The following is a 22,432-nucleotide window of genomic DNA, read 5'->3' as shown; positions in this document are numbered from 1 at the left end:
TACAGTTGCGGCACGGCGGATCAGCTCTCGGGAACGGCGGCCGCATTCAGCAGCGGCAGCATCCGGCCCTCAAAGTGCGTGTTGAGCACAATCACCGAAGAGGTCCGCAGCACGGTATTGGTAGCCACGATGGCATCGATCACCCGCTGCAGGTCCGAGTTGGAGCGTGCTGCCACCCGCGCCAGCAGGTCGCTCTCCCCCGATACGGTGTGCACTTCCTGGATCTCGGGGATGCGGGACAGGGCGGCTACCACCGCATCATGGCCGGTGTCCTGGCGGATGGTCAGCGAACAGTACGCCACCACGTCATAGCCCAGGGCCTCGGCGTCGATCCGCGGACCCCAGCCGGCGATCACCCCGGTCTGCTGCATCCGGTCCAAGCGGGCCTGCACAGTGGCACGGGCAACGGACAACCGGCGGGAGGCCTCCAGCACCGACATCCGGGGGTTGTCGGTGAAAAGGGTCACGATGCGGGCGTCCAGCGCGTCGGTTGGCATGGGGTCCTTTCGGGGCAGTTACGAGGCAGTTAGAGGGCTAACAGAAAGGCGGCAGTGTACAAATTGTAGAGCCACTCGGGCACGGGCCCGGACCAGCTGGTACACAGACCGGCTCTAAGATGGAATGCGGTGTACAGACCTGCCACGTCCGCCGGAACGGGGCCGGCGGGCGGCACCGGCAGCCAGTCCAACGTTCTAAGGCCCTGTTTTCCATGCCACAATCCGCCCTCCCATCCAGCACCCAAGCGCCCGCCGGGGCTGCGGATTCCTCTGCGCCGCGGAAGATGCAGCCGCGCCACCTGGTGCTGATGAGCCTGGGCAGCGCCATCGGCACCGGATTATTTGTGGGTTCCGGCGCCGGTATTGCCGCTGCCGGACCGGCCGTGCTGATTTCCTTCCTGATCGCCGGCACCATGGTCATCCTCATCATGCGGATGATGGGGGAAATGGCCGCCGCAGACCCCAGCAGCGGGGCCTTCTCGGTCTACGCCGAAAAGGCGCTCGGGCGGACCGCGGGCACCACCGTCGGCTGGCTGTGGTGGTTCCAGATCGTGATCGTGATTGCCGCGGAAGCGACGGCGGCGGCGGCCATTACGGCGTCACTGGTCCCCGGCGTCGAACAGTGGGTCCTGGCACTGGCCTTCATCATTGCCTTCACCGCGGTCAATCTGGCCGGGGCGGCAAGCCTGGGTGAATTCGAGTATTGGTTCGCGATCCTCAAGGTAGCCGCCATCATCATTTTCCTGGGCGTCGGAGTAGCGTTCATTGCGGGCTGGCTGCCCGGCGTGGCGTCCCCGGGAGTGGACAACCTCTTCAACAACGGCGGGTTCATGCCCAACGGGATGACCGGCGTCGCCTCCGGGCTGCTGCTGGTGGTGTTCGCTTTCGGCGGCACCGAAATCATCACCATCGCCGCCGCAGACACGGAAGAACCGTCCAAAAACATCGCCGCCGCCATCAGCTCCGTGATCTGGCGGATCCTGGTCTTCTACATCGGCTCCGTGCTGGTGATGGTCACCGTCCTGCCCTGGGACAGTGAAGCGCTGAGCACCGGGCCGTTCGTGGCCGTGCTCCACGCTGCCAAGGTTCCCGGCGCCGATACCGTGATGGCAGTGGTGATCGTGATCGCCCTGCTCTCGGCGATGAACGCCAACCTCTACGGTGCCTCGCGGATGGCCTACTCGCTGGGCGAGCGCGGACGGGCTCCGGCAGCCCTTGGCCGCCTGAGCTCCGGCGGCGTTCCGCGCCGGGCCGTCCTGGCCTCCGTGGCGTTCGGCTTTATTGGCGTGGTGCTGAACTATCTCTACCCGGACACCGTGCTGATGATCCTGCTCAACCTGGTGGGCTCCAGCTGCCTGGTGGTTTGGGGCATCTCAATTGTTTCCCAGATCATCCTGAGGCGCCGGGCCGACGCGGCCGGCACCGAACTGACCTTCAAAATGTGGGCGTTCCCGTGGCTGTCCTACTTTGCCCTGGCTCTGCTGGCAGGCATTGTGGTCCTTGGTTTCTTCGACGACGCCGTGCGCGTCCAGCTGCTCGCAACGGCGGGACTCAGCGCCGTGCTGGTCCTGCTGGCGTGGCGGTTCGAACGGCGCAGTGCCCGGCGCCGGCCGGCAGCCGGCCCGGCAGCCTAGCCCGGCAGCCTAGCCCGGCAGCCTAGGATGCCGGGCCGGCTGCGTTCGGTCGGAACTGCCTAGCGGCCCTTGCGGCGCTTGGGCAGGAATTCAGACTCGACGGCGCTCTTCGCGCGTTTCTCGGCCCGCTTCTCCTTGAGTGCCTTGCCGTGCTTCTTGGAAGTGGATCCCTGCGGGGACTTTCCTGACATGTCCGGCTCCTAACTCACCATGGGATAGGTCCGTCGAACGTTACGCCCAATGCCGCCCGATTCCACCCCCTTCCCAATGAATGTGCTGTACGGGCACGGCGGGAGCACGGCGGGACGCTTCCTGCGCAAACTGCCTAGGGTAAACGCGGCGCACGTCACACATTTGTACAGAGTGTGCAACGTTTGGCGGTAAGTTTGCTCAAGGTGTCGGGACACACTAGGTTGCGGTTATGGACACTACTCAGCAACCGGCAGCGCTGCCCACGGACGAACTGCGCGAGCTCTACCGGCTCGTCACCGCCGTCCGGCAGCTGGACCTCGCTGCCATCGCCTGGCAGCGCCAGGGCATCATTCCCGGTTACGCACCCGAACTGGGACAGGAAGCGGCACAGGTGGGCAGCGCCTTCGCCATGGACCCGCAGCGGGACTTCATCTTCCCCACCTACCGGGAAATGGGCGTGGCCCTGACCCTGGGCGTAGATATGACCGCCTATATGTCCACACACAAAGCCAGCTGGCACGGCGGACTGTATGACCCGGTGAAGACCAGGCTTGCGCCCATCCAGGCAGTGGTGGGCGGATCCGTGCTGCACGCCGTCGGCTGGGCCCACGGCCAGACCCTCTCGGGCGGGGATACCCGCGGCGTCGCCCTGACCTACTTCGGCGACGGTGCCAGCTCCCAGGGCGATGTCCACGAGGCCATGAACTTTGCCGGTGTCCTGAAGGCGCCGGTGATCTTCTTCGTCCAGAACAACGGCTGGGCCATTTCGCTGCCTACCGAAGCACAGGTGGCCGGCGGAACCGTCGCCGCCCGCGCCGCCGGGTACGGCATGCGCGCCATCACGGTGGACGGCAACGATGCCGCCGCCGTCGTCCTGGCCACCCGTGAGGCCGCCGCCCATGCCCGCGCCGGACACGGCCCCGTCCTCATCGAAGCAATGACCTACCGCCGCGGCCCGCACTCCACCAGCGATGACCCCGGCCGCTACCGGAGCCTGGAGGAAGAACGGCGCGACGCCGGCACGGACCCCGTCCAGCTGCTGGCGGACCGCCTCCTGGCAGAGGGCATCGCGGACTCCGACTTTCTGGACACCGCGCTTGCCGACGCGAAGGCCAATGCCGAACGCGTCCGGGAGGGCGTTGAAGCACTCGGCGTCCGGCCGGGCCGGGAAATGTTCGACTTCGTTTACGCCGAGCCCACTGAAGCACTGAAGGCCCAGGCCCGTGCCTGGCGGGAGGAATCCGAACATGTCTGAGCAGCTCACCGAGGCGACCGCTTCCTCCGATCTGGACGCTGCGGCAGCCAACGCCGAAACCGCCGCCGCCACGAAGCAGTCCGCGCGGGCAGTACCCGTGCCCGCCGCCGACGGTCCGGTCCAGCACCTGTCCATGCAGCAGGCGCTGAACCGGGCGCTGGCCGAAATCCTCGCCGGCGACCCCAAGGCACTGGTCCTCGGTGAGGACGTGGGCCGGCTGGGCGGAGTTTTCCGCATCACTGACGGCCTGCAGCAGCGCTTCGGCGCCGAGCGGGTCTTCGACACCCCGCTGGCCGAATCCGGCATCCTGGGCATGTCCGTGGGCCTGGCCATGGCCGGCTTCCACCCGATCCCCGAGGTGCAGTTCGACGGCTTCGCGTACCCGGCGGTGAACCAGATCATCACCCAGCTGGCCCGAATGAATTACCGCAGCCGCGGCACCATGCCCATGCCGGTGACACTCCGGGTGCCCAGCTTCGGCGGCATCCGTGCGCCCGAACACCACGGCGAATCCCTGGAAGCGCTGTTCGCGCACGTTCCCGGGCTCAAGGTGGTCTCCCCCTCCAGCCCGCACGAGGCCTACCACCTGCTCAAGCACTCGGTAGCAGTGCCGGATCCGGTGATCTTCATGGAACCCAAGTCCCGATACTGGCAGAAGGGCGACGTGTACCTGGACGACGCCGGCGCCGTCGAAGGTGCGAAGGTGGTCCGCCCGGGCAAGCACGTCACACTGGTGGCATGGGGAGCCATGGTGGCCCGGTGCCTGCAGGTCGCGGAACTGGCAGCGGAGGACGGCATCGAGGTGGAGGTCCTGGACCTGCGCTGGCTCAAGCCGATCGACGCCGCCGCCCTGGCCGAATCCGTGGGCCGGACCCGGCGCGCCGTCGTCGTGCATGAGGCACCCCTGACCTCCGGGCTGGGCGCCGAGGTGGCCGCACTGATCACCGAACATTGCTTCGACACCCTGCGCGCCCCGGTTGGGCGGGTCACCGGATTCGACGTACCGTATCCGTCAGGAGACCTTGAAGACGAATACATCCCGAACATTGACCGCATCCTGTTCGGGATCCAGCGAGTATTGGAGTACCGGCGTGGCTGAAATTTCCTTTCCCCTTCCCGACCTCGGCGAGGGGCTGATTGAGGCCACAGTGCTGGAATGGCTGGTGGCTGAAGGCGACCAGGTGGAGCGCAACCAGCCGCTGGTGGAGGTGGAAACCACCAAGTCCGCGGTGGAACTGCCCTCCCCGCAGGCCGGCAAAGTTGCCCGGATCTACGGTGGGCCCGGCGAGAAGATCAACGTTGGCGAGCCGCTCATTGTGTTCGAGGTGCCCGACAACACCGCCGGCATTGTCGGCACCGTGCCGCAGGAAGCGCCCGCGCGCCGCCGGGTACGGCTCACGGCCGCCCTGGACGAGGACTAGGCCCGTGTCCGGCTACGGTTCCCTGGTGGAAGGCACCGACCCCCGGCTGGACGTCCGGGAGTTCCCGGGCACCGACGGCGGCGCCGCTGCCGACGCCGGTCTGCGCCCGGTGCTGCTGCTGCACGGCTTCGCCTCCAGCTCCCAGCTGAATTGGCACGACGCGGGGTGGGTCAGCGCCCTGGTTGCGGCCGGACGGCGGGTCATCACCGTTGACTTGCCCGGCCACGGAGCCAGCGCCGCCCCGGCCGACCTGGATTCCTACCGGCCCAGCCGTATCCGTGCTGACCTGCTCCAGGTGGCCCAGGACGCCGGCGTCCGCCCCCTCGCCGACGGCGACCCGGCCAGCGGGCTGGACGTGGTGGGCTATTCGCTCGGATCCCGGCTGGCCTGGGAATTCGGGGCAACCCAACCCGAACTGGTGCACCGGATGGTGCTGGGCGGTCCGGGCAGTGCAGACCCGCTGGCGGAATTCGACCTGGACGCTGCGCGGGAAGCGGCAGCAGGGGGCGCGGCGGTAGCGGATCCCCGTACCGCAGAACTGCTCCGGATGGCGCAGCTGGTGCCCGGAAACAACCTCGCCGCACTGTTCCGGATGGTCGAGGCCATCAAGGAGGAACCGTTCACCCCCGAGGCGGCTGTGCCGGCCATGCCGCTGCTGCTGGTCGCCGGAGACCGTGACGACCTTGCTGCCACGGCACCGGAGCTGGCGGCGCTGAGCGGCCGGGCCGAACTGCTGGAACTGCCGGCGCGCACCCATGCGAATGCGGTCACCTCGCGCGCTTTCAAGAGCGCAGCTCTGGACTTCCTCAAGGGGTAGCCCGCGGTAGCCACCCCCAGCCGGGGCGCGGCGCGGCCATATTACGAGTTGGTCACGTCCATTCGAATATGCCCGGATTCCGGCCTGTCGCGGGCTACGATGGAACGGCTAGTGGGCTAGCCTGAGATTAATCAGCCTACTGATGGTTTGAGGCTTGTTCCCGCTTTCACTTTCACGCTCAAGGGAGGACACCCATGGATGTACTCCTAGGGCACCGATACCGCACCACCGAACTCATTGGCTCCGGGGGTGCCGCCTCGGTGTACCGTGCCGTGGATGAGAACCTGGGGCGCGAAGTGGCCGTCAAACTCTTTGCAGTCTCGGTCAACGAGGATGATGAAACCCGCCGCCAGCAAACCGAGATGCAACTGCTTGCCACCCTGAATCATCCCGGACTGGTGACGCTTCTCGATGCCGGCATCAGCGTGGACGACGAGGGCCGGGCAGCAAGCTATCTGGTGATGGAACTGGTGGACGGCCCCGACCTGCGCGGAAAGCTCAAGGAGGGCCCGCTCTCCTCCTCGGCTACGGCTGCCCTCGGCGCCGACCTGGCCGATGCCCTGAACTATGTGCACAGCAACGGCGTCATTCACCGCGACGTGAAGCCGGCCAACATCCTGCTCTTTCCGCAGGAGGACCAGGACACCCGGCTATACCCCCGGCTGACCGACTTCGGAATTGCGAGGATGGTCGAGGCCACTGTGGCCACCGCGCACGGCGCGACCATCGGCACGGCCAACTACCTCAGCCCGGAACAGGCACAGGGCGCCGCTGTGGACCCCCGCACGGACATCTACTCCCTTGGCCTGGTGCTGCTGGAATGCCTGACCGGAGAAAAGGCCTTCCCGGGCCCCATCGTGGAGGCCGCCGTGGCCCGCCTCCTTCGTGACCCCGCGATTCCCGAGTCGGTAGGGCCCGAGTGGACGGAAATCCTGCGGGCCATGACCTCCCGGCTGGTCGATGCCCGTCCCGAAGCCCACGAGGTGGCCCTGACGCTGCGGAACCTGGCATCCGAAGCCTTCCTGTTGGACGGACCAGATCTTCCCTCGCCTGCCGCAGGCGAGACAGCTTTGCGTGAACCGGTCACCGGTGAATCCGGAAGCACAGGCGGGATCACCACCGGCAACATCTACATTCCCGCCCCTCCGGCCCACGCTCCCAGCCTCGGGTAGGAAAGCACACCACAGCAAAACGGACCGGCCCTTCGGGGCCGGTCCGTTTGTCTAAGAGACTCGCTTATTTGCCGTCGTCGGCTGCTTCGTCTTCTTCGGGCTCAAAGTTGGAGGCTTCGTTGGTGCTCCCAGCGGCAATACCGTCCTCGCTCTGCGGGATGGTGCCTTCGGGTCCCTGTGATCCTGTCTCCTGCTGATCCCCCCGGCCGGCGTCCTTTTCGGTATTTCCCATCGTATTTCTCCTTAGTGGTGCTCGCGGGACTACTTATCCGATACTAGGCCAACCGTGGCGCACCCGACACCTGCGGGTGGTTCAGGCTGCGGCTTTGCGGCGGGCCGCTGCTGCCCGCGAGGCAACCAAGCTGAGCAGCAGCAGTGTTGCGGCCGCGGCCGTCGGAACAATGAACGCGTGGCCGTAGCCGAAGGAATCGGCCAGCCGGCCGGAAACCGCCGAGCCCAGCGCCGTTCCGGTTACCACCCCGCTGGCCAGCATGGTCATGACAGTGCCCATCAGTTCGCGCGGGGCCACAATGGCGCCGATACCGAAAATACTCACCATGGTGGGCCCCACCGGGATGCCCAGGACCAGCAGGACCACCAGCATGGTGGCGATGTCGGCGGGCAGGAACAGCAACAGGGAAAAGGCGGTCATGGCTGCCGCGCACAGCATCCAGCGGGCCGCCGCTCCGAAACGCTCCGGCCAGAAGGCTACGGACAGGGCTGCCACGGCGGAACTGAGTCCCATCACGGCGTACAGCAGTCCGGCGGAGGACGCTACGCCGAAGCTTCCGGCAAAGGCCGTCAGGCTGGTCTGGGTCGATCCGAAGAAGGTCCCCATGGCGACCATGCCCAGGACGGGCAGCATAATGACCAGCCACTGCGTCTTCGGGCGGGTGACCCCCGGTGCTGCGGAAGCGGCGGCGGGAGCGGCGGCGGGAGCGGCGGCGGCACCGGCGGGGGCTGCGGGGGCGTTGCCCTTGCGGGACGCCGGGCGGCGGGACGCCGGGCGGCGGGAGGCCGGGACCACGGATTCCACCGTCCGGTGGACGGCGAAGGCCGAGACCATCCCGGCTGTGAGCACGGCTGCCAGCGCCAGCGGCAGCCACGGGGCGACGGCTGCCGCGAGCAGGCCCACCAGCGCCGGTCCAAGGACGAAGGTGAGCTCATCGGCGGTCCCTTCGTAGGAGAGCGCAGTGTCCATCTCGCGTCCCTGCGGGCGGCCGGCGGTCATGGCCATCCAGCGGACCCGGGCCATGGGCCCGACCTGCGGACAGGAGGCACCCATAAAGAACGCAGCAGCCAGCATCCAGAACGCTGCACCGGACGGTTCGAGCAGGGCGGCAGAGAGCAGGAACAGCCCGATGGCCACCGGGTTCAGCACCGCAGTAGACAACAGGACGGGACGCTGGCCGATCCGGTCGGCCAGGTACCCCAGCAGCGGGGCTCCGATTGCAGAACCAATTCCGACGCCGCCGGCGGCGAACCCGCCCAGCGCATAGGAACCGGATACTTCGGTGATCAGGGTCAGCGCGCCCACGGTCAGCATGGCCAGTGGCAGGCGGGCCAGGAAACCGATGGTGAAGAAGGAACGTCCGGCCAGGGCAAAAATCGCCTGGTAGCGGCCCGTTTCCGGGGCGGGCACCGGCTTGGCTGCGCCGGGGTGTGAGGGGTCGGAAGAGGAACTGTTGTGGGTCATGGTGCGGTATCCAAGTACGTCGAACCGCACACCGTCCCCCCTCCCGGTGCGCACAACCCTTGTTACTAGCGCGATTTTACCCACGCCGGGCCGTGCTGCCTAACCGGCGGCCAGCACAACGAATGCCGCCGGGCGGATCAGGCTATGGCTGCCTCTCCCGCGGTGTAGTGCACGGTAGAGCCGTTGCGTCCCTTGAGGATTTGCAGCTGGGCCGGTATCCGCAGCTTCATCTCGGCGACGTGGCTGACCAGGCCCACCACCCGGCCGCCGTCGCGGAGGCCCTCGAGTGCGTCCATCACCTGCTCGAGTGATTGTTCATCGAGGCTGCCGAAGCCCTCGTCCACAAACAGCGTCTCAATGTTGACTCCCCCGGCTTCCTGCTGCACAACATCTGCCAGCCCCAGGGCAAGGGACAGGGAGGCCATAAAGCTTTCGCCGCCGGAGAGCGTCGACGTGTCCCGGTGCTGGCCGGTCCATTCATCCGTCACGTGCAGGCCCAGCCCGGCCTTGCGGTTGCCGGCCTTGGAGTCGCTGTGCACCAGTGCATACCGCCCGCCGGTCATCGCGGCAAGCCGTTCGGTGGCCGCTGCTGCCACCTGTTCCAGGCGGGCAGCCAGGACGTAGGTGCTGAGGGTCATCTTGTACTCGTTTTCGCCGCCGCCGCGGGCCGTGTCGGCCACAGACTGCAGCAGGTCCCTGCGCGCCCGCAGAGGTGCTGTCCGTTCCAGTGCCTGGATCAGCTCCGTCGAGTACTCCGCGAGCCGGACCGCCGATCCTTCCAGCAGCCGGACCAGCAGGGCAGCTTCCTCCTGCTCCTTGCGGGCAAGTGCCGCCGCCTCGGAGGCTTCCTCTACGTCTTCCTCATCGGGTACGGGCAGCGGCTCTCCGGTGTTGTCTTCCGTCGCGGCAGCCTCTTGCCCTTCCCGCCGCAGCAGCAGACGGCGGCCTTCCTCTTCCCATTCCTGCAGTGCGGAACGGTAGGCATCGGCCGTAGCGGCATCAAGCAGGGCTCCGCTGACTTCCGTGCCCGAGCTGAAAGCGGTTCCGGCCAGGGCATCCCGGAGTTCAGCGCTGACGCGGACAAGTTCCTCACGGGAGGCCTCGGCTGCAGCCAAGGTTTCCCGCGCGGCGCGGACGAGACCGCCAAGGAGCGTCAGCGACTGCACCCGCTCGGCTATGCTCTCAAAGCCGTGCAATGCCGCCGCCACCCGGGCGGTCAGCTCGGCGGCCTGTTCCCGGGCAGCTTCGGCCCGGGACTGTGCCTGTGCCGCCTCGAGGAGACTCCCCGAACGCTCCGTATCCAGCGCCGCCAGATCCGCAGCGATCCGCTCCAGCCTGCCGGCAGCCTCTGCCTGCTTCCGGCCGGCGGCGCGGGCCTCTTCCAAAGCTGCCAGGGAAGCGTCCAGCTGTTCCTGCGCGGAGGCTGGATCTCCGTCGCCGCCGCGTGCCCGCAGGGCAGCTGCCGCTTCGGCGGCAGTGCCCGCAACGCGCGCCGCGGCGTCGAAGGCTGCCTCGGCTGCCTCGGCACGGGCCTCGGCGTCCTGTTCAGCTTCCCGGGTGACTGCGGTCTGGCCCGGGGGCAGAGCTGCAGGGTCCGGATGCTCCAGACCACCGCACACCGGGCAGGCAGCCCCGTCCGCCAGTTCCTGTGCCAGTTCCGCTGCTGCCTGCTCAAGCCGGGCCTGCAGCAGGTCCTGCCAAGCCTGCCGAAGGTCCTGGTACTGCTGCCGGGCATCAGCGGCGGCCTGTTCAGCGGACCCTGCCTTTTCGCGGGAGTCGGCGTAGCTGCGGATGGTGGCGACCAGTTCTTCGGCCCGGGTCACAGCTGAGGCTGCCCGGGACTCCCCCTCAGCCAGCCGGTCCAGGTCCGCTGCTTCGGATGACAGGCGGGTTTCCTCTTCGCGCAGGGACGCCGCCGTGTCCCCTGCCTTGGCTGCCTGCGAGCGCCGGGTTTCAGCAGTGGCTTCCTCCGTCGCTGCGCGGGCCAGGAGCGCATGGATGCGCTCTTCGTCTTCCAGCGCGGCGTTCGCTGCGGCCAGGTCCGCCCCGGTCCGGGCAACAAGTCCTTCGGGCAGCGCAGCAGCAGGATCGGGGACCGGGTCCACGGACGGCATCTGGTAGGCGGCCGCCAACGGGTGGGCGGTGAGCTCCGTCCACGCGGCCTCCCATGCGGTAATCCGGGACGAGGCGCGTTCCTGCGCTGCGTCCACCGTCCGCACGTAGCCGGCCACCGCGGAAGCGGCAGTATGGGTTGCCAGCGCGTTTCGCTGCTCCCGGAGCCCGGCTCCGGTTTTTTCGTGGTCGGCTTCGTCCCGGACCAGTTGCGCCAGGGCCAGGCCGCGTGCCCGCAGGTGAACCAGGTCCTGCAGGTGCTTCTCGGCACGTTCCCGGACTGCCCGCAGCTGCGCCAGCTCGTCCCGGGCAGCAGCGGTCCGTGTGCCCAGCTCGGCACGGAAGGCGGCGATTTCCTGTTCGGGCTGTTCAATCCCCGCGCTGGCTGCCGCGGATTCGGCCGGCACCGCCGTATTGTCGTCCGCCTCCCCGGCCAGGGCGCCGAACTCGTCACGGTAACGGCTGATTTCATCCCGTGCCCGGCGCAGGACGTGCTCGGACTGTGCCCGGGCTGCTTCGAAGCGCTGTTCCGCCTCGGTCAGCTCGGCCTTCAACTGGCGCTCGATGTCCTCGAACCGTGAGGTACCGAAGAGCTGCTGCAGCAGCGCTTCCCTGGAGGCGGCGTCAGCCCGCAGGAACGCAGCAAAGTCTCCCTGCGGCAGCATCACCACCCGGGTGAACTGTTCCCGGTTCATTCCGAGCAGTTCGGTGATCTCGGTGGAGGCTTCATCATTGCGGGAAGACTTTTCCACCCAGGCTCCGCTGGTGTATTCGCGCAGCAGCGTTTTTGCCTGCTCGGTAACAGTGCTCCGGCCGCCGGCCCGCTTGGCCGGACGCTCCCACTGGGGGTTGCGGACCACCTCGAAGCGGCGGGTTCCGGAGCTGAACTCGCACACCACTTCCGGAGCGGTTGCCGGGTCCGCGTGGTCGCTGCGCAGCCATCGGGCCTGCTGCCTGGCGCCGGGGACGGCACCGTACAGGGCATAGCAAACAGCGTCCAGCACGCTGGTCTTTCCGGCACCGGTGGGACCGTTGAGGAGGAACAGGCCGTGTGCGCCCAGCTCGTCGAAGTCGATGACCTGGCGTTCGGCAAACGGGCCGAAGGCCTGGATTTCCAAGCGGTGGATCCTCACTGTGCTGCCTCCGATTCGCGGACCTTGTCCAGGATTTCCCTAAAGAGGTCCTTCTCTTCCTCTGCGGCGCTGCGGGAGCGCACGTGCTCCAGGAAGCCGCAGCAGATGTCCAGGTCATCCGTGGCTTTCGCCAGCCGCTGGCTGTAAGTCTGGGCCGGCCCGCGGACCCCGCCTTCGGGGTCGAAGGTGAGCACCAGAGTGTCCGGGAACCTGGTGCGCAGCAGTTCCATGGCTTTGGCCGGCCGCTGGCTGTCCGTCAGCGTCACCTGGCAGTAGGCGTCTTCGGCATCGGCAAGTGCCGGGTCCGCCAGGAGATCGGCAAGCTTGCCGCGCAGCACCGCGAGCCGGCGGGGCGCAGGCCAGGTGACGGCCTCGGCGGTAACCAGCCCGTCGCCGTCGAACTCCAGGAGCCAGCCGCCCTTGGCCTGGCGCGCCTCGGAGAAGGAGTAGGGCAGTGGCGAACCGCTGTAACGGACGGTGGGGCTGAGCTGCTGCCGTCCATGCAGGTGCCCGAGCGCGGTGTAGGAAAACCCGTCGAAAAGATCCAGCGGAACAGCTCCCAGCCCGCCCACGGCGAGGTCGCGCTCACTGTCGCTGCTGATGCCGCCGCTCGCGAAGGTATGCGCCATGACCACGGAGGTCACGGGGGCGCCGGCCTCTTGCCTGGTGCGGATGTCCTGCCGGATGCGTTCTACAGCAGCAGCGGTGACGGAGAAGTGGTTCGGCTCCTGGACGCCGAGCTCCGGCGCGGCCAGCCGCGGTTCCAGATAGGGAATGCCGTAGACCGCCAGCGTGCCGCCGGCGGCGGGCAGCAGCACCGGACGGGCAATGTCCTGGTAGCGGGTACGCAGGTGCACCCCGGCACGCTCAAACAAGGCGCTGCCGAATCCCAGCCGGGCAGCGGAGTCGTGGTTGCCGCTGGACAGCACCACTGCGGCGCCTGCACCCGTGATGCGCTCCAGTGCGGAATCCAGCAGGCGGACCGTGTCCACCGCAGGCAGCGCACGGTCGTAAACGTCTCCGGCAATAAGCACGGCGTCCACGCCGCGTTCCCGGACGGTGTCCACCAGTGCATCGATGAAGTCCGCCTGGGCATCCAGCATTCCCACGCCGTGGAAGGACCTGCCCAGGTGCCAGTCTGAAGTGTGCAGTATGCGCATGTCTTCAAAGCTACCTGCCGGGTCCGACAGTTAACGGATCGGGGGCAGCGGCGTCCGCCACTGCCCCCGTCGATATTGTCCGGTTCTTAGGTGCTAGGCGCGGCCGCCCGGTGTTCCGTCCTGCGGACGGTCCTCATCCGCGGAACGGGCGGAGGGCTTGTCGAAGAAACCGCGGGTTTCCTCGTCCACCACCGGCGAGGTGCCGGTGACGGGCGTGGCTGCTGCCGGGTTCGCCGTGGCGGAATTGGCCGCGGCCGGCGTGGCGGTCTCGACATGCTCTGCTGTTTCCGCGCGGTCGTGGTCGTGGGTGCCGCGGCGGGATTCGACCGTCATATCAACGCTGAGGAAGATCAGTCCTGCGATAACTGCGCCCAGCAGGGGTGCAGCCCAGAAGAGCCAGAGCTGCTCCAGCGCGCTGCCTCCGGCAAAGATGGCGGTGGCGGTGGAACGGGCGGGGTTGATGCCGCCGCCGGTGACCGGGGCCAGCATGGTCAGCAGCACTGCATAGGTCACGCCGACGGCGAAGGCTGCTGCCACCGCACCGTAACGGCGGGCGGTCGCACCAAGGAAGACGGCTGTCAGCAGGGCGCCGGAAATAACTTCCAGCAGCAGCGCGCTGGGCAGCGGGAATTCGGTGGGCGAGTTCTCCGCGTAGCCGTTGGAGGCGCTGAGGAAGAATTCCTTCGTCTGTGCACCGAACTGGTCATGGCCGTTGATGGCCACCCACAGGATGGCGACGCCGAGAATGGCACCCACAAGCTGGGCCAGGATGTAGGGAAGGACGTACTTCCATGCCGTGCGCCCGGCCACGGCACTGCCGAGGGTGATGGCCGGGTTGAAGTGCCCGCCGGAGATGTAGCCGAAGGCCACCATGGCAGCGGCCAGCGCCAGTCCGAAAGCCAGCGGGGACGTAATGCCCGTGCCGGTGGCGAAGATGGCGACCGCCACACCAACGAAAACGAGCAGGAACGATCCGATGGCCTCTGCCACGGAGCGTCCCACAAACCCGTAGTCGTAGCCGCGGTCTGCGGGCGCTGCTTCGCGGGCGGACACTGCCCGCGCACCGCTCAGGGGTAAGGACTCAGATGACATGGAAGAAGATTTCCTAACGTGTGGTTGGTGCCGCCGGCATGCAGCCGCCGGTACAGAGACATGTTTTCGAACTCACAACAAACTACCCCACCGTTTCAGTGCAGTCTGTTAACTCCCTGAATATCCCCTGTGCATCCAGCCTTCCGGCTCCGGGCCAGGAAGCGCCCAGCACCTATGCTGGAGTGGTGAGTTCCGAACCGCATTCCGTTCCCGTGTCCGCTTCCTTCGCATCTTTGTCCGGCAAGATCCGGGGATGCCTGTTAGGCGGTGCCCTCGGCGACGCCTTCGCGAATCCGGTGCCGCCGCGGGATGCAGCCGGACTGGGGATTACAGCGGATACGCAATTGGCCCTCTACTCGCTGGATGGCCTGCAGGAAGCCATCGAGTGGGCCAATCAGGGGTTGGGAGCCGATGAGACAGCCTGCATCTGGCTGGCGTACCTGCGCTGGCTCCGCAGCCGGGGACTGCCGCTGCCCGAAGCGGGCCTGGTGCCTCAGCCGCGCGCCATAGACGCCGAACCGCTGCTTCGCTCTGCAGACGGCGCTGCCGATGCTGCCGGCGCGGATCCGGAAGTGCTCGCGGCCCTGTCCACGGGGGAAATGGCAACCCGACAGCGTCCGGTCAACACCGAAAACAGTTCCGCTGCACCCCTGGTCCGCTCAGCTCCGTTCGGACTGCTGCCCTACGTGGGTGCGGAAACGGTCTACAAGCTGAGCTTGGATGCAGCGTCGCTGACCCACGGGCACCCGGCGTCCCGACATGCCGCGGCGGTCTTTGCCTCCACGGTGCACGGACTGCTGGCTCCCGGGGCTACCTTGCGCGGCGCAGCGGAGGCGGCCACGGAGCAGGCCGCACTGGTTGCGTCCGACGACGGCGGCTCCCCCGAGCTCGTGAAGCGACTGCAGGCCGTATTGGCCGGCACATCTGTGGATGGCACCGTCACCGGAGAAGATACCCGGCCAGCCGCAGCAGAGGACGCACTTGCCCTGGGGCTGGAGATCGCCCTCGCTGCCGCTGACAGTTCGGTTCCTGACTCCGCCGGCGCCATAGTGCCGGCCGCTGTCCGTCAGGCTGCCCTCCGTGGCGGCGCGCCAGCCGCCGTGGTCGCCGGCAGCATGCTTGGAACGCTTTATGGACCGTCGGCGCTGCCCGATGCCGACGCCCTCCGAGAGCACAGCGCCATCGAGAAAATCGCTGGTGCTTTCGCGGCAACGACCATTGCCCCTTAGCTCTGTCCCGGCTTTCCCGGTGCAGTGCAGCTACGTACCCGGCAAGGGTGGGGCGGTTGACCGGTAGCGGTGGCCGGTTGGCGCGATGATGTCCACGGTGTGGCGACGGGCAGCAGCAGTGGCCTTCCGGACCCGCGATCTCGGGTGGCCCGTAGTACCGGACGCCCCGATGACGGCCGCTTTCCACCCTGGCGCTTCCTTGGCCTGGTTGCACGCCTCGCACAGCCCCTGGATATTGGCTGCCTCCGTAGGACCGTCGTCACGGTGTGGCCGGATGTGGTCCTGGTGCCGGATCGGCGCATCACACCACGGGGTCCGGCACGCCTGGTCCCTAGCCGTGACCAATCGGGCCAGGGACACAGGTACGAACCTGGCCTTCGAGTCCATGGCCAGCAGCTCCCCGGAACTCGGGGCAGTGTAGAGGCGGCGCAGCAAGGTCCCGGTCGGGCCAGGCGCACTGGCGGTAGAACCGCTTGAAGGATCTCCGGAGCCATGGGAGGCATCTGTCGGGGACTCCCCCGGCTTCCCTGTCTTCTGAGCCCTTCGACGGGCGCCCTTACCTGCCAGATCCCGCGCCCACGGCGCCGGCACTATTCCGTAGCCGGTCAAGTGTGCCGGCTCTTTATCCCCGGCCAGCAGGGTTCGGTCCGTCATTACCAGCTGCACTTCCACCGGCACCTGCTCAGCCTTTGCCTGGCCGGTGATGCGTTCGACCATGGTGTCGGCCATGATCTGGCCCCGACCGCGGGCATCGCCCCGGGCCCGCAACGAATCCGCAGCACGGCTCAGTGCCGCATACACCGCAACCCCCTGGGCCACCGGCAGCAGACCCGTCAGGTAGGTCATGGTGTCCGGAGCCGGACGGCAGGACACAAACCGGTCCGCCTCCGCCTTCGCCGCCCGCCGCACCAACGCGGCCTGATCAAGCCGGTACGTGATCTTCCGGATCCTCGCTATCAGGCGCTGATCCCCCAATCCGTCCAGCCCGGCAGGATCCCCGGCGATTTCCTGATCTACCAGTTGCCGGTCCTCCACGGATAGGCAGGCGGTCTCGCGAACCAGCAGGGTCGCCCGCCACTCACTGATGTGGCCTTCCGACAACGCTTGAAGCGTGCACGGCATCTCCCGGGTCAAGGCCTTCGCGAAGCCAAGGATCCGTCCGCCCCGGGCCGGAGACTCACGCCGAGCCAACGCCACCTGCGCTCCAACGCCCACACCATGCTTCTCCGCCGGCAGCCCGGCCCGGGCATGAGCCGCACGCACGGACACGTCCAACGCCGCCGCCACCCGGGCCTGCGCCGCACACGCAGCAGCCTTCAGCTCCTCCAAAGCACGGAGCCGGTCAACAAGCCCTGCATCCGAATCAGCAGCAATCGCGGCCAGGGATTCCCCGGAGGCGAGCGCCCGGGACCAAGAGGCCAACTCAACAACAGATGCAACGTCCTCGCCCGGGGCTAGGCGGCCGGTCTGGCCCACAGGCCGTTCAGACACTGCCGGACCAGGCCCTGGTGACGAGGACGGCGTCCTTGCCGTTGCACCTGCACCTGCCTCTGCCTCTGCCCCTGCGCTCGTTTTCATCTTCGTCTTCGACGCCGTTGCCGGAGCCGCAGCGGAGGCACTCGCGGGCGCAAGGCGGAAAACAGGCGCCGGTCGGGGACCCGAGGGGTCGGGCTGCAAGCACTCCGCCACTCGCAATGATTCGAACATGTGTTCGATAGTAACGACCGCAAAAGTTCGCAACAACAGGTGTTTTTGAGCCTGTGGACAAAGTACTTATACAAACAGGTACAGGACGCCCGGCGCGGCGATATCCCCAGACGGACGGCCGCGCCGCCCTCCCCCTACTGCGAAGCCCGGGGCCAAATCCCGCCGAGAGTCTGGAGGAACTCCGCTTCGGAGAGGACTTCAATCCGCTGGCCCCGCTCATGCAAGTCCAAGACCCGCCGGGCCTTGCCGGTCAGGCGTCCGCTGCGAAGGTCCGCCGGTTCGAAGCCGTCGCCGACCACCAGCACCGTGGTTGCGCGGGTGACGTTGCTGGCCGTCCGGGCGCCTACCTCCGCGGCACGGTCCTTGGCGCTCTGGCGGGCCATTCCCAGGTTTCCGGTGAAGACCACGGTCTGCCCGTACAAGGGATGGGCGGGGTCCGCGAGCGGGTTGGGCAGCGGGTTCTCCCCTTCGGACGGCCATCCGGTCCAGGCAGTCCCCGCTGCAGCCGCCGTCCCGGTGCCCTTGGCCATGGCGTCACGGGTGGCTTTGGACAGCTCATGCTGGCCCGGCACATAGGCGGGCAGCCTGGAAGCCTGCATGCCCTGGCGGAGGAAAAAGTCCGGCATGGAGGAGGCCCCGCAGCGCCGGGCAATGTCCACCATGATTCCGGCACAGGCACGGGCGTCTTCTGTGGCGTCGTGGTGGTTCAGCAGCGGAACGCCTGCCGCTTCTGCGGCGAAGGGCAGCGAGTGCGAGGGCAGCTGGTAGGTGCGGCGGGAATGGACCACCGTACAGGTGTAGTCGTACGCCGGGCCGGCCAGCCCGGACACTTCCAGCGCGGACCGGATCACCCCCATGTCGAAGGCCGCATTGTGCGCCACCAGGAGGTCATCCCCAATGAACGCCCCGATCTCGGGAAAAAGCTCGCCAAAGCGGGGAGCTCCGGCCACCATCTCCGGTTCAATGCCGTGGATGCGCACATTGCGCCGGTCGAAGTAGTCGTGCCCCTCGGGCGGCCGCATCAGCCAGGAAGTCTCTTCGACCACCTGTCCGCCGCGGACCCGGACCAGGCCCACCGAGCACGGGGAACCGCGGAATCCGTTGGCGGTTTCAAAGTCGATCGCGGTGAAGTTCAGTCCCGCGTTAAGCATCTTCGCCGGTCACCGGCTTCCGCCGTGAGCTGCGGACCTTGGCAGCAACGAACCACACAGCCGCAATGACAACCGCTGCAATGACGATCTTCTGGAAAACACCGGCGTAGGCCTCAACGAGGTGCCAGCTTTCGCCCAGATAGTAGCCGGCCAGAATGAAGATGGTGTTCCAGATCAGGCTGCCGGCAGTAGTGAGCGCGGAAAAGGTCAGCAGGCCCATCCGTTCAATGCCTGCGGGAATGGAAATGAGGCTGCGGAACAGCGGAATCATCCGGCCAAAGAACACCGCTTTATAGCCGTGGCGTTCAAACCAGGCCTCCACCTTGTCCACATCTTCCAGGTCCACCAGGGGAACCTTGGCCACCACCCGGCGCATCCGGTCCCGGCCGAGCCAGGCACCCAGCCCGTAAAGGGCCAGCGCGCCGAGAACCGAACCCAGCGTGGTCCAGAACAAGGCAGCCGTGAGGGAAAAGCTTCCCTGGCTGGCGGTGAAGCCGGCCAGCGGAAGGATAATTTCGCTCGGCAGCGGCGGAAACAGGTTTTCCAGCGCAATGGCCAGGCCGGCACCGGGGGCACCGATGCTTTCCATCATGCCGACAGCCCAGTCTGCGACCCCGCCAAGGGCGGAGGGCTCCGCTGCGGCCTGTTCCGCGGCAACCTGCCCTTCGGCAGGAGGCGCGACGGCGGCGGGAGCGGCAGGAGGCTCGACGACGGCGGTGCCGGCGGAGAACTCGAAGAAAGTCGGGGAGGTGGCTGCGGGAACGGCTTCAGTAATAGTCATCTCCCGCTCAATTCTGCCCCAGCCCCCTGCGCCGGGCAGAATCCCGGGACCCCTCCCCGGCGTGTTTGGGACACATCACACACCGGGGCCCGGGGATTCGGAGACGGGCTAGCCTTCCGCAGCCAGTGTGCGGACCAATGCCGGAAGCAAGGCACGGAAGGCCTGCCCGCGGTGGCTGATGGCATTCTTTTCCGCGCTGCTCAGTTCCGCGCAGCTGCGCTCGGAACCGGCTGGAACCAGGATGGGATCGTAGCCAAAACCGCCGTCCCCCCGGCGCTCGGTGAGCAGGGTTCCGCGCAGTTCGCCCCGCTCCACGGTTTCCGAGCCGTCCGGGCCGGCCAGTGCCGCGGCGCACACAAAGGCGGCCCCGCGGTGCTCGGCGGAAATGTCCCCCAACTGGGCCAGCAGCAGGTCCAGGTTCGCGGCGTCGTCGCCGTGCCGGCCGGACCAGCGGGCGGAGAAGATGCCCGGCGCTCCGCCCAGGACGTCCACGGACAGGCCGGAATCGTCCGCCACCGCGGGCAGGCCCGTGGCGGCGGCAACCGCATGGGCCTTGAGCAGTGCGTTCTCTTCGAACGTCACGCCTGTCTCGGCGACGTCGGGAACCCCGGCGGCCGCGGCGTCGATCACCTGCGTGTCGACATCGAGCCCGGGCACCTGCCCGCGCAGCAGTTCGCGCAGTTCACGCAGCTTGCCCGGATTGCGGGTGGCCAGGACCAGGCGCGCCTGTGCCATTTATGCCGTGCCCAGGGTCTGCCGCTGGATGGCGGCCAGTTCGGCGGTGCCCTGCAGCGCCAGGTCCAGCAGCGCGTCCAGTTCGGCGCGGTCGAAGGGAGCGCCCTCGGCGGTTCCCTGCACCTCCACGAACTTCCCCGAGCCGGTGACCACAACGTTCATGTCGGTTTCCGCCCGCACGTCTTCGACATAGGGCAGGTCCAGCATGGGCACGCCGTCGATGATGCCCACGCTGATGGCGGCAACGGTGTCCAGCAACGGGGACGCGTTGCGGGCTATGAGCTTGTTTTCCTTGGCCCAGGCCACTGCGTCGGCGAGCGCCACATAGGCCCCGGTGATGGCTGCGGTACGGGTGCCGCCGTCGGCCTGCAGGACGTCGCAGTCCAGCACGATCGTGTTCTCGCCCAGCGCCTTGGTGTCGATGATGGAACGCAGGGAGCGCCCGATCAGCCGGGAAATCTCGTGGGTGCGGCCGCCCAGTTTGCCCTTCACCGACTCGCGGTCATTGCGGGTGTTGGTGGCGCGGGGAAGCATGGCGTACTCGGCGGTGACCCAGCCCTTGCCTTCGCCCTTGAGCCAGCGCGGCACGCCGGGCGTGAGTGAGGCGGTGCACAGCACGCGGGTGTTGCCGAACTCGATCAGGGCCGAGCCTTCGGCCTGCTTCGACCAGCCGCGGGTGATGGTGATGCTGCGCAGCTGGTCCGGGGTACGTCCGTCCGCGCGCACGAGGCTGGCGGACGGGACGGGAGTGGAGGCGGTAGTCATGGCTTCAGTCTATCGCCGGCACTGCGGCTAGACGCTGCGCGCCTTCTGCACCGCCAACGGCTCCGCGAACGGGCTGCCAACGTCGTAAGACACTCCGGCCACGGCCACCGCAAGGTCACCTGTGTAGGAGCCGCGGGCCTCGGCCACGCTGAGGCTGGCGTCATTCCAAACCGGCAGGTGCGTGAGCAGCAGCCGGCGCGCATTAGCGGCAGTGGCCGCAGCCCCGGCACGGCGCCCGGTCAGGTGCACACCCTCGATCGCGTCGTCGCGGCCCTCGTGGAAGGCAGCTTCGCAGAGGAAGACGTCGGCGTCCCGGGCAGCTGCTTCCAACCCCGGGCAGGAGTCAGTGTCCCCGGAATAAGCCAGGGTCCGCAGGGTGGATACGCCGCCGGCGTCCAAGCTGCGGGCCTCGACCCGCAGCGCGTAGGCTTCTTCGGCGGGGTGCCGGACCGGATACGGGGTGATGCTGAAGGGCCCGATCTCCACGGTGCCGCCCGGCGTCCAGTTGCTGAACTCGAAGTCCTCGTGCATCCCCGGATCCAGCTCCAGGCCGTAGGCGGTAGCCATTCGGTCTGCGGTAGCCGCCGGTCCCCACACCTTGATCCGGTCCCGGTTCCAGCCCGAGGGATCCCAGTGCACCGCCACGTGCAGCCCGCACAGGTCCATGCAGTGGTCGGGGTGCAGGTGGGTCAGCAGGACGGCATCAATGTCCCGCAGGTCCATGTAGCGCTGCAGGGCCCCCAGGGACCCGTTGCCCAGGTCCAGCAGGATCCGCCAGTCGCGCACGCCGTCGTTGGCGGTCACGAGGTAGCACGACGCCGGCGAAGCGGGGCCGGGAAAGGAGCCGCTGCAGCCCACAATGGTCAGTTTCATGCGGTGCCGTTCCAGGAGGCGCCGCTCTGCGCCCCCATGTGTTCGGGGGCGTCTGCCCGTGCTGCGGCAATCATCTGCGGGGTGACCCGCGCCATGCTGCCGGTGGGGTAATGCGCTGCCACGTGGTCAACGTGCTGGACGCTGAGGACCTCGGGGCCAAGGAAACGCCGGGCGAGCAGCTCGAAGGAAGCCGAATCCCCGGTTGCGACGAAGGTGTGCTGCGGGGGTGTCTGCGAACGGCGTTCGATGCCGTGGGAAATCAGGGCCCGGTAGACGTCTTTGGCAGTTTCCTCGGCGCTGGACACCAGGGTCACGCCGTCGCCCATTACGTAGGAAATCACGCCGGTGAGCAGCGGATAGTGGGTGCAGCCGAGGACGAGGGTGTCTACGTCCTTCGCCCGCAGCGGAGCGAGGTATTCCTCGGCGGTGGCGAGCACGTCCGGGCCGGAGGTAATGCCGGCCTCCACGAACTCGACGAAAGCGGGGCAGGCCACGGAGGAGACCGTCAGGTGCGGAGCGGCAGCGAAAGTATCGTCGTAGGCCCGCGAGCCCACGGTGGCGGCGGTGCCGATGACGCCGATCCGTCCGGTGCGGGTGGCCGCGACGGCGCGGCGGACGGCCGGCTGGATGACCTCTATGACCGGGATACCGTACCGGCGGGTGTAGCGTTCGCGGGCGTCACGCAGGACGGCGGCGGAGGCAGTGTTGCAGGCAATGACCAGGAGCTTGACGCCGGAGTCCACCAGCTCGTCCATCACGCCCAGCGCGTTGGCCCGCACTTCGGCAATGGGCAGCGGCCCGTACGGCCCCTTGGCGGTATCCCCCACGTACATGATGGCTTCGTTGGGCAGCTGGTCCAGGACGGCGCGTGCCACGGTCAGGCCGCCGACCCCGGAGTCGAAAATGCCGATGGGTGCGTCCGACTTCCCCTCTGACTTCCCAGACGGTTGTGCTGCAGCGGACGGATTGACCCGGTTCGAACTCATAATGTAACGACAATAGTCCTCCCC

Annotated in this window: 21 protein-coding genes; 7 read left to right on the top strand and 14 right to left on the bottom strand. The window is 67.7% G+C overall.

Annotated features, from left to right (window positions below; all coding sequences use genetic code 11):
- Nucleotides 1-20: 20 nt before the first annotated feature.
- The gene (locus tag LOC57_RS16035; RefSeq protein ID WP_227914443.1) at nucleotides 21-497 is read right to left on the bottom strand and encodes an Lrp/AsnC family transcriptional regulator; all 477 of its coding nucleotides are present in this window, start codon (nucleotides 495-497) and stop codon (nucleotides 21-23) included.
- Nucleotides 498-709: 212 nt separating this feature from the next.
- Here LOC57_RS16035 and LOC57_RS16030 point away from each other — a divergent pair, with 212 nt between their 5' ends.
- On the top strand, nucleotides 710-2,131 hold the full coding sequence (locus tag LOC57_RS16030; RefSeq protein ID WP_227924876.1) for an amino acid permease: 1,422 nt from the start codon (nucleotides 710-712) through the stop codon (nucleotides 2,129-2,131).
- A 59-nt stretch (nucleotides 2,132-2,190) separates the two neighbouring features.
- On the opposite strand, the gene LOC57_RS16470 is transcribed toward LOC57_RS16030, so the two are convergent.
- The gene (locus LOC57_RS16470) at nucleotides 2,191-2,322 is read right to left on the bottom strand and encodes a hypothetical protein (protein ID WP_269437464.1); all 132 of its coding nucleotides are present in this window, start codon (nucleotides 2,320-2,322) and stop codon (nucleotides 2,191-2,193) included.
- A 230-nt stretch (nucleotides 2,323-2,552) separates the two neighbouring features.
- Between LOC57_RS16470 and LOC57_RS16025 the strand changes: the two genes are divergently transcribed.
- The 5 genes from LOC57_RS16025 to LOC57_RS16005 all read left to right on the top strand — a co-directional run bounded on the left by LOC57_RS16025 (nucleotide 2,553) and on the right by LOC57_RS16005 (nucleotide 6,988).
- The gene (locus LOC57_RS16025; protein WP_229960912.1) at nucleotides 2,553-3,578 is read left to right on the top strand and encodes a thiamine pyrophosphate-dependent enzyme; all 1,026 of its coding nucleotides are present in this window, start codon (nucleotides 2,553-2,555) and stop codon (nucleotides 3,576-3,578) included.
- A gap of 133 nt (nucleotides 3,579-3,711) precedes the next feature.
- Nucleotides 3,712-4,677 (top strand): alpha-ketoacid dehydrogenase subunit beta, encoded by a 966-nt coding sequence (locus tag LOC57_RS16020; protein WP_227925397.1) that lies wholly within the window; start codon nucleotides 3,712-3,714, stop codon nucleotides 4,675-4,677.
- Nucleotides 4,670-4,999, top strand: a complete 330-nt coding sequence (locus LOC57_RS16015) for a biotin/lipoyl-containing protein (protein ID WP_227914450.1) — start codon at nucleotides 4,670-4,672, stop codon at nucleotides 4,997-4,999. The genes LOC57_RS16020 and LOC57_RS16015 overlap by 8 nt, the downstream gene beginning before the upstream one ends.
- A gap of 4 nt (nucleotides 5,000-5,003) precedes the next feature.
- Entirely contained in the window at nucleotides 5,004-5,816 is an 813-nt protein-coding gene (locus tag LOC57_RS16010; protein ID WP_442860737.1) for an alpha/beta fold hydrolase, read from the top strand.
- A gap of 194 nt (nucleotides 5,817-6,010) precedes the next feature.
- A complete protein-coding gene (locus LOC57_RS16005; protein ID WP_229960910.1) occupies nucleotides 6,011-6,988 on the top strand; it encodes a serine/threonine-protein kinase in 978 nt (325 codons plus the stop codon).
- Nucleotides 6,989-7,052: 64 nt separating this feature from the next.
- On the opposite strand, the gene LOC57_RS16000 is transcribed toward LOC57_RS16005, so the two are convergent.
- From LOC57_RS16000 to LOC57_RS15980, 5 genes are all read right to left on the bottom strand, one after another.
- Nucleotides 7,053-7,220, bottom strand: coding sequence for a hypothetical protein (locus LOC57_RS16000; RefSeq protein ID WP_227914455.1), 168 nt, complete (start codon nucleotides 7,218-7,220; stop codon nucleotides 7,053-7,055).
- 81 nt (nucleotides 7,221-7,301) lie between these two features.
- A complete protein-coding gene (locus LOC57_RS15995) occupies nucleotides 7,302-8,684 on the bottom strand; it encodes an MFS transporter (RefSeq protein ID WP_229960908.1) in 1,383 nt (460 codons plus the stop codon).
- 137 nt (nucleotides 8,685-8,821) lie between these two features.
- A complete protein-coding gene (locus tag LOC57_RS15990) occupies nucleotides 8,822-11,929 on the bottom strand; it encodes an AAA family ATPase (protein ID WP_229960906.1) in 3,108 nt (1,035 codons plus the stop codon).
- A complete protein-coding gene (locus LOC57_RS15985) occupies nucleotides 11,926-13,089 on the bottom strand; it encodes an exonuclease SbcCD subunit D (RefSeq protein WP_227914461.1) in 1,164 nt (387 codons plus the stop codon). Before LOC57_RS15985 ends, LOC57_RS15990 begins: the two co-directional genes overlap by 4 nt.
- A 93-nt stretch (nucleotides 13,090-13,182) precedes the next feature.
- On the bottom strand, nucleotides 13,183-14,181 hold the full coding sequence (locus tag LOC57_RS15980; RefSeq protein WP_229960904.1) for an aquaporin: 999 nt from the start codon (nucleotides 14,179-14,181) through the stop codon (nucleotides 13,183-13,185).
- A gap of 185 nt (nucleotides 14,182-14,366) precedes the next feature.
- On the opposite strand from LOC57_RS15980, the gene LOC57_RS15975 reads away from it, so the two are divergent.
- The gene (locus LOC57_RS15975; RefSeq protein WP_227914463.1) at nucleotides 14,367-15,410 is read left to right on the top strand and encodes an ADP-ribosylglycohydrolase family protein; all 1,044 of its coding nucleotides are present in this window, start codon (nucleotides 14,367-14,369) and stop codon (nucleotides 15,408-15,410) included.
- A 30-nt stretch (nucleotides 15,411-15,440) separates the two neighbouring features.
- On the opposite strand, the gene LOC57_RS15970 is transcribed toward LOC57_RS15975, so the two are convergent.
- From LOC57_RS15970 to murI, 7 genes are all read right to left on the bottom strand, one after another.
- Nucleotides 15,441-16,901: an HNH endonuclease gene (locus tag LOC57_RS15970; RefSeq protein ID WP_229960902.1), complete on the bottom strand. Its 1,461-nt coding sequence runs from the start codon at nucleotides 16,899-16,901 to the stop codon at nucleotides 15,441-15,443.
- A 350-nt stretch (nucleotides 16,902-17,251) separates the two neighbouring features.
- The gene (locus tag LOC57_RS15965; RefSeq protein ID WP_227924886.1) at nucleotides 17,252-18,268 is read right to left on the bottom strand and encodes an exonuclease domain-containing protein; all 1,017 of its coding nucleotides are present in this window, start codon (nucleotides 18,266-18,268) and stop codon (nucleotides 17,252-17,254) included.
- Complete coding sequence (locus LOC57_RS15960) at nucleotides 18,261-19,049, bottom strand: DedA family protein (protein WP_229960900.1); 789 nt, start codon at nucleotides 19,047-19,049, stop codon at nucleotides 18,261-18,263. Before LOC57_RS15960 ends, LOC57_RS15965 begins: the two co-directional genes overlap by 8 nt.
- A gap of 108 nt (nucleotides 19,050-19,157) precedes the next feature.
- Nucleotides 19,158-19,784: an RdgB/HAM1 family non-canonical purine NTP pyrophosphatase gene (rdgB, locus tag LOC57_RS15955; protein ID WP_227913871.1), complete on the bottom strand. Its 627-nt coding sequence runs from the start codon at nucleotides 19,782-19,784 to the stop codon at nucleotides 19,158-19,160.
- A complete protein-coding gene (rph, locus tag LOC57_RS15950) occupies nucleotides 19,785-20,549 on the bottom strand; it encodes a ribonuclease PH (RefSeq protein ID WP_231700913.1) in 765 nt (254 codons plus the stop codon).
- A gap of 27 nt (nucleotides 20,550-20,576) precedes the next feature.
- Entirely contained in the window at nucleotides 20,577-21,422 is an 846-nt protein-coding gene (locus tag LOC57_RS15945) for an MBL fold metallo-hydrolase (protein ID WP_229960898.1), read from the bottom strand.
- On the bottom strand, nucleotides 21,419-22,408 hold the full coding sequence (gene murI / locus LOC57_RS15940) for a glutamate racemase (RefSeq protein ID WP_229960896.1): 990 nt from the start codon (nucleotides 22,406-22,408) through the stop codon (nucleotides 21,419-21,421). Before murI ends, LOC57_RS15945 begins: the two co-directional genes overlap by 4 nt.
- Nucleotides 22,409-22,432 lie beyond the last annotated feature (24 nt).

The organism is Arthrobacter sp. zg-Y750, assembly GCF_020907365.1.
Lineage (GTDB): Bacteria > Actinomycetota > Actinomycetes > Actinomycetales > Micrococcaceae > Arthrobacter_B.
This window is presented reverse-complemented; position numbering and strand designations above follow the sequence as displayed.